Origin of the sequence: Methylocaldum sp., assembly GCF_035627495.1 — a bacterium.
In the GTDB taxonomy this organism is placed as follows: Bacteria; Pseudomonadota; Gammaproteobacteria; order Methylococcales; family Methylococcaceae; genus Methylocaldum.
Window position 1 is genome coordinate 1 of the sequence record NZ_DASPLO010000124.1, and the last position, 6,452, is coordinate 6,452.

Consider the following 6,452-nt stretch of genomic DNA (forward strand, 5'->3'; position numbering starts at 1 on the left):
CCTCATCACAGGCGCCGATCACGCGCTCCCGGAGATCGATCGAATAGGCTTTCGCCATCACCGCTCCTCATTTCGCAAATACTCATCAGACCGCTTCCCGATCCCTTGGTTTCCTTTCACTAGATATGAAAATGCTCTAGCCTTTTTGTGGAATCGCCCACCGTTATCGAGGATCTACCGTTCCCGGGTCAGGAACGGTGGGCAAGGCGACGACGGTATTTTCGTCCTATATAGCAGGGTGGGGCTCGGCCACGGAAGAGCCCCTATCCCCTGCCGAATCGCGCACAACGACACATCAACGCAATTAAAGGAATCACACCATGAATGCAAAACAGACTGCGGTCGTCCTACTGGAGCTACAGAACGACTTTCTCAGCGAAGGCGGCAAGCTGTATCCCCTGCTCAAGTCCGTGCTCGAAGAATACGACATCATCAGGAACCTGAACCGGCTCATCGCGGACGCCCGCGCTCACGGCATGCTCATCGTGCACACGCCCATTCAATTCTCGCCCGACTACCGGGAGATGGGCCATTGCCCCTACGGCATCATGAAGGTGGTCAAGGATACCGGTGCCTTGATTCGCGGAACCTGGGGCGCCGAAATCGCAAAAGTCATAGACCGTCAGGACAGCGATATCGCGATCGACGGGAAATCCAGCATCGATGCCTTTGCGGGTACCCACCTCGACTTCGTGCTGCGCGCCCATGGCATTACGACCGTCGCGCTGGCCGGGCAGCTCACCAACGTCTGCATCGAGTCCACGATGCGCTCCGCCTATGACAAGGGCTATCGGGTGTTCGGCATCACCGATGCCAGCGCGACTGTCGGTTTCGAGCAATACCGCTTCTCGGTCCAGAACAACTGGCCCATGTTCTCAATTCCAGTGACACACCGGGAATTCCTCGACGACATCACGGAATCATTCTGCGATTCCACTTCAATATCCAGCCGAGCCTAATCGGAATTAGGACCTTTCTAATCCGCAGTCCTTACCCATCAGATAGCCAACGCGCCCTAACCGCCAGACAGGAGATCAGCATGACCATACCAACCGAGTCGATCGGTAGCATTCCCCGCCCACCCCAGTTGCTGGAGGCTCTCCGAGCGTTTCGCGCGGGGCGGCTGTCGCAAGAAAAGCTCGATGAGTTTTATGACGAGGCATTACGGGACACCATTCAGCGTTTTGAAGAAACCGATTCGCCGGTGATCAGCGACGGCGAGCAAACCAAGCCCAGCTTTGCGACTTATCCGCTGCAGGGTTTGCCGAACATCCAGCCGGAAGGCGTGGTCATCACCTTCGCAGACGGACACACCCGCCAATTGCCGAGGCTGACGGCAGGGCCTTTTCGCTACCGAACTCATGCCGATACGTACGTCAAAGCGGCACAGCGTTATGCCAAACGACCATTGAAACAGGCGGTCATATCCGCTTCGGCGCTGAGCCTGATCTATCCAGCCGAAGGCATTGAAGGCTATGACCGAGAGGCATTCCTGAATGACCTGGTGGCGGAAGCCGTTGCGGACATTCGGGGTTGCCTGAACCAGGGCGTGCATCATGTGCAGATCGATTTCACCGAGGGACGGCTTTCGGTCAAACTGGATCCGTCCAAGCAACTGCTTCACCAGTTCATCGAGCTAAACAATCGCGTGCTCGAACAGTTCACGTCGGAGGAACGCAAGCGCATCGGTGTGCATACCTGTCCGGGCGGCGATCATGACTCCACCCATAGCGCCGACGTGGATTACGCCGACCTACTGCCCAGCCTATTTAGCCTACAGGCTGGAAATTTCTACATGCAATTGGCCAGTGAAAAGGACCCGGACGATGTGCTGACGGTCATCAGAAAGAATTTGCGTCCCGGCCAACGGGTTTATGTGGGCGTTATCGATGTGCTGAATCCGCAGGTGGAGGAACCTGAACTCGTGCGGGACCGGGTTTTGCGCGCTGCCGACTACATCCCTGTGGATCAACTCGGCACCACTGACGACTGCGGGTTTTCGCCCTTCGAGGATGATACCTCAACGGGCCGGGACACGGCTTTCGCCAAGATCAGGGCTAGAGTCCTAGGCACTCAACTAGCAGCCGAGGCGCTGAAATCGTAAATCCGGCGAATAAGCCAAGCCGACCAGTCATCCGATGGCGGAAATCCGCTTGAATTGCGTCGGCATCATTAAGGAGAGCACTGACGGTGAAGTCCCTCAATAGCCAGTCATCATCCCGCTCCGATCAGTGGATCGATGAGCATGGCGATTACCTGTTTCGATTTGCGCTGATTCGAGTTCAAAACGAAAGCACCGCCGAAGACCTGGTACAGGAAACGTTGCTTGCGGCGTTGTCGGCTCTGCACCAGCGTTCGGGGCAATCCAGCGAACGCACCTGGCTAACCGGCATTCTCAAACACAAGATCGTCGACCACTTCCGTCGCAGTTGGCGCGAGCAGCCCCTGAACGAGGATATTCCGACTGATTTGCCCGAGGATCCGAGCATGGACGATTTTTTTGCCCCGGACGGTCATTGGGACCATAAACCCGCTAGTTGGGGTAGTCCCTACCGCAGCCTGGAGCAAAGCCAATTTTTCGACGTGCTGCAGAACTGCATGCAGTGTTTATCGCCCAAGCTGGCACATCTATTCGTGCTGAAAGAACTTCATGACATGAGCAACGAAGAAATTTGTAAGGAACTCGGCGTAAGCGCGACCAACGTATGGGTGATGCTTTACCGCGCTCGCATAGGTCTGCGGCAATGTCTGGAATCCAAATGGTTTGAGAATGATCGGAAGGTGCGCTGATGTTAACCTGCAAAGAAGCCAGCCGCTTGTTGTCGCAATCCATGGATCAGCCCTTGCCTCACCTGAAACGCCTGGAGCTCCGTGTCCATGTCTGGCTGTGTTCGGCCTGCTCGAATTTCGAGAAACAGTTGCTGTTTCTGAGACGAGCGGCCCACCAACTGGATGAGGGAGACTCCCAAACGAATCAGGCCAGACTCAGCAGCGAAGCGCGGGAACGCATTAGAAAAGCCGTACGCCAGTAACCAGCCTCGTCTTGGCTCCTGTGCGACGGCCCCGTTTCCATCAACGTTCCGTCAATTAGTGGAGTCACACATGAGTAACAAGACCTTGTCTCTGTCCCTGGGTAGCGTCATCGCCGCTTCGATCTCCCTCGCCCCAGTCGTTCAGGCGGCGGAAAACCCCTTCGCCATACAGACACTGTCCGCCCCCTCCCTGGTCGCCGAAGCCGGAGAGAAAATGAAGGACGGCAAATGCGGCGAGGGCAAGTGCAGTGGAAAGACGAAGTCCGAAACCACCGCGACCAACGCAGACGGCAAGGCTAAGGAAGGCAACTGCGGCGCCAATAAGATGAAAGAAGGGGGCTGCAGCGGTAGTACGAAAACGGAGGAAGCAGCGCCCGCCAAGCCGTAACCGAGCGAGGGGCCTGCCATGAAAACCTCATGCGTCAACGGGGCGGGCCTGGGTCTCAGGCGGGAGCTGATGCTCCCGCTGAAGGCCAAAACGCCTGCGGTCATCGACTTCTTCGAAATTTCCCCGGAAAACTGGATCGGCATCGGCGGTCGGCTAGCCAAGGAGTTTCGCGGATTCACCGAGCGGTATCCGTTCGTCGCCCATGGCTTATCGCTGTCCCTGGGCGGACCCGACCCACTGGACGAAGGCTTCCTCCAACAAATCAAAGCCTTTCTGGACGAACACCAGATTGCACTGTACACCGAGCACTTGAGCTATTGCAGCGACGACGGGCATCTGTACGAACTGTTGCCCATACCGTTCACTGAAGAAGCGGTCCGCCACGTCGCTTCCCGCATCCGTCGGACCCAGGAGATTCTGGAACGGAGAATCGCGGTGGAAAACGCCTCCTATTATGTCGCCGCTCCGATCTCGGAAATGGACGAACTTTCGTTCATCCGGGCGGTGCTGGAAGAGGCCGACTGCGATCTGCATCTGGATGTGAACAACCTCTACGTCAACAGCGTCAACCACGGCTACGACCCTCACACATTCCTGCAAGGACTGCCGGGAGCGCGGATCGTGTACATCCACGTCGCCGGCCACGACCGGGAAGGACCGGATTTGATCGTGGACACCCACGGCCGGGAAGTCATCGATCCCGTCTGGGATTTGCTCGCCGAAGTGTATGAACGTTTCGGGGTGTTCCCGACTTTGCTGGAGCGCGATTTCAATCTGCCGCCGCTACCCCGCCTGGCAGAGGAGGTGGAACGCATCGCGCAACTGCAAGCCCATGGGCGGATGCAGCCATTCCAGCGGACGGCACAAGCGGGAGGTGGCCGATGACGACTTCGCAGTCCGCATCGCTCGCGCCGGCTCCAGCGTCCTTGCAGCAGTACCAGCGCCAATTCGTTCGGCATCTGCGCAATCCCGACGCCGACACGCCCCCCGAGGGCGTTCCAGCCGCGCGCATCGGCGTCTACGTCGAACTGCTGTACAACAAGATCGAGGACAGCCTCTTAGCCTGCTTTCCGATGGTCCGCAAACTGCTGGGCCAAGACCGATGGCAGCGTCTGGCGCGGGAGTTCATTGCCCGGCACCGCTGTGCTTCGCCGTTCTACCGACAGATTCCCGATGAATTTATCGCCTACCTGCAAAACGAGCGCGCGGAACCCGATGACCCGCCGCTTCTGCTCGAACTGGCGCATTACGAATGGATGGAACTGGTTCTGACCCTCGCGGAAGGGGAGCCGAATTCTGGCGCCTTTGATCCAGACGGGGACTTGTTGGCGGGGATTCCGGTCTTCGCGCCGGTGATCGCGCTCCTGCGATACCGCTATCCGGTCCACCAAATCGGACCGGAACCAATTCTCAAAAGCGGAGAGATGGCTCCGGGCGCGACCCCGTTTTTCATTCTGGGTTTCCGCGACATCGACGACGAGGTCCGTTTCATCGAGATCAGCGCCGCCACTGCCCGCTTGATCGCCTGGCTGCAAGAAGGCGGCTCATCGGGGAGCGAGGCGCTCCTCCGGCTGGCGGAGAAACTACGGCACCCGGATGGCACCTTGATGATCTCCTTCGGCGCCGACCTCTTGCGGAATCTCAGGCAGCAAGGTGCCATCCTCGGTACGAAAACCTCTAAGCTCCCTACCGAATTCCGGAGTAGACCATGAAAGATTCGCCCATCCATCGCGCCCTGGCGGATTCCCCCAAGGCCGCCAGCCTGAGCCAGGGAATGCGATTTATGCCCCCTGCGCTCCGCGTTCTGCACGAAAAAATCACGATCCGTCTCGATAGATGGGCAACTACGATTCCGCCGTTATTGCTGCGGCTGATGTTGACCTACGAGTTCGGCGAGGCCGGATGGATGAAGTTGCAAGGCGAGAACTGGTTTGCCGATCTCGCCTTTCCCTTCCCGTTCAGCCTGTTACCGCCCGAAGCCAATTGGTGGCTGGCCACGGGGTTCGAGACGGTAGGCGCGGCGGCGTTGCTCCTAGGGCTGGCGACCCGGTTTTTCAGTTTCGCCCTGATGGTCTTGACCGTCGTCGCCATCGCCAGCGTTCACTGGCCTTCCGAGTGGTCGACCCTTTGGGATTTGCTGCAAGGCTATTCAATCAGCGATCAGGGCCATGGCAATTACAAGTTGCCCGTGATGTACCTGATCATGTTCCTGCCCCTGCTGTTCGACGGCGCGGGTACGGTCAGCCTCGATGCCTGGTTCGCCGGCCAAAAACCGACTTCGAGATCAGGCGACGAGGCTTGCTCAATCCGCATCGAGAGATAACCCATGCCTGCATGAAGGCACTCGTCATCGATCCTCCGCTCACATGAGCGCCCTGAGCGAGGCAGGAAAACCTTGAGGTTTGTTGGATTCTCACGGAACAGCCCAGTCAGTTGCAATGATTGTGAGCCGAGAGCGGTGGAATGCGAGCCGATGCGGATCGGTGCAAGCTCGCTTGCAGCGAATGTGAGCCCAAGCGTCCCGTCAGTCGCAGCTAATTCGAGCCGAAAATTGCGTCGATTGCGAGCCTGACCGTTTCCATACGCAAGCCGTTACAGCTAATGTGAGCCTAGGCGTGTCGATAGAATCAACTAATCCGAGCAGAAAACTGCCGATGATTGCGAGCGGCTACAAGTATAGGTTCAGGTGAATGTCCGTTTAGGTCGGAAAACATCGCCGGAATGCCAGCAACAAGCGCGGCGATCCCTTGAACCTGATTTTGCGGCGCATCAACGCCCAGACGAGATTGCTTTCCTTATTCAAGAATTTCAGCCAGGTTCGGGCATCCGCCGTGAGTTGAAAATCTGGTCGGCCTTGATGGCCCTCCAGCACCTCGAGTTTTTTATCGCAAATCCTAGGTTCTGTTGACATTTCGGGAGCTCTCCGGCGATGTCGCTCGCCATTTACGAAATGGCGAACCGATTAGCAGTCACGGAGAATGAATGGCGTATCCTCTTTCCGATTTTGGCGGCTCAAAAACATGTATATATCG

The 6,452-nt window shown here is 57.5% G+C and carries 9 protein-coding genes; 8 read left to right on the top strand and 1 reads right to left on the bottom strand.

The genetic code is table 11. From position 1 onward, the window contains the following. The first annotated feature begins 320 nt into the window (after positions 1-320). The 8 genes from VEB01_RS09735 to VEB01_RS09770 all read left to right on the top strand — a co-directional run bounded on the left by VEB01_RS09735 (position 321) and on the right by VEB01_RS09770 (position 5,743). Complete coding sequence (locus tag VEB01_RS09735) at positions 321-959, top strand: cysteine hydrolase family protein (protein ID WP_324874951.1); 639 nt, start codon at positions 321-323, stop codon at positions 957-959. Positions 960-1,039: 80 nt separating this feature from the next. Next, the gene (locus VEB01_RS09740; protein ID WP_324874953.1) at positions 1,040-2,104 is read left to right on the top strand and encodes a cobalamin-independent methionine synthase II family protein; all 1,065 of its coding nucleotides are present in this window, start codon (positions 1,040-1,042) and stop codon (positions 2,102-2,104) included. Positions 2,105-2,190: 86 nt separating this feature from the next. Then, positions 2,191-2,790 (top strand): sigma-70 family RNA polymerase sigma factor, encoded by a 600-nt coding sequence (locus tag VEB01_RS09745; protein WP_324874955.1) that lies wholly within the window; start codon positions 2,191-2,193, stop codon positions 2,788-2,790. Then, a complete protein-coding gene (locus tag VEB01_RS09750; protein WP_324874957.1) occupies positions 2,790-3,032 on the top strand; it encodes an anti-sigma factor family protein in 243 nt (80 codons plus the stop codon). Before VEB01_RS09745 ends, VEB01_RS09750 begins: the two co-directional genes overlap by 1 nt. A gap of 70 nt (positions 3,033-3,102) precedes the next feature. Next, complete coding sequence (locus VEB01_RS09755) at positions 3,103-3,420, top strand: hypothetical protein (RefSeq protein ID WP_324874958.1); 318 nt, start codon at positions 3,103-3,105, stop codon at positions 3,418-3,420. Between the two features lie 18 nt (positions 3,421-3,438). After that, positions 3,439-4,305 (top strand): HvfB family MNIO-type RiPP peptide maturase, encoded by an 867-nt coding sequence (locus VEB01_RS09760; RefSeq protein ID WP_324874960.1) that lies wholly within the window; start codon positions 3,439-3,441, stop codon positions 4,303-4,305. After that, a complete protein-coding gene (locus tag VEB01_RS09765; protein WP_324874962.1) occupies positions 4,302-5,132 on the top strand; it encodes an HvfC family RiPP maturation protein in 831 nt (276 codons plus the stop codon). Before VEB01_RS09760 ends, VEB01_RS09765 begins: the two co-directional genes overlap by 4 nt. Then, positions 5,129-5,743 (top strand): HvfX family Cu-binding RiPP maturation protein, encoded by a 615-nt coding sequence (locus tag VEB01_RS09770; protein WP_324874964.1) that lies wholly within the window; start codon positions 5,129-5,131, stop codon positions 5,741-5,743. The genes VEB01_RS09765 and VEB01_RS09770 overlap by 4 nt, the downstream gene beginning before the upstream one ends. Before the next feature lie 375 nt (positions 5,744-6,118). Here the strand turns inward: VEB01_RS09770 and VEB01_RS09775 are convergent, their stop codons facing one another. Further along, a complete protein-coding gene (locus VEB01_RS09775; RefSeq protein ID WP_324874966.1) occupies positions 6,119-6,331 on the bottom strand; it encodes an SCP2 sterol-binding domain-containing protein in 213 nt (70 codons plus the stop codon). Positions 6,332-6,452: the final 121 nt, after the last annotated feature.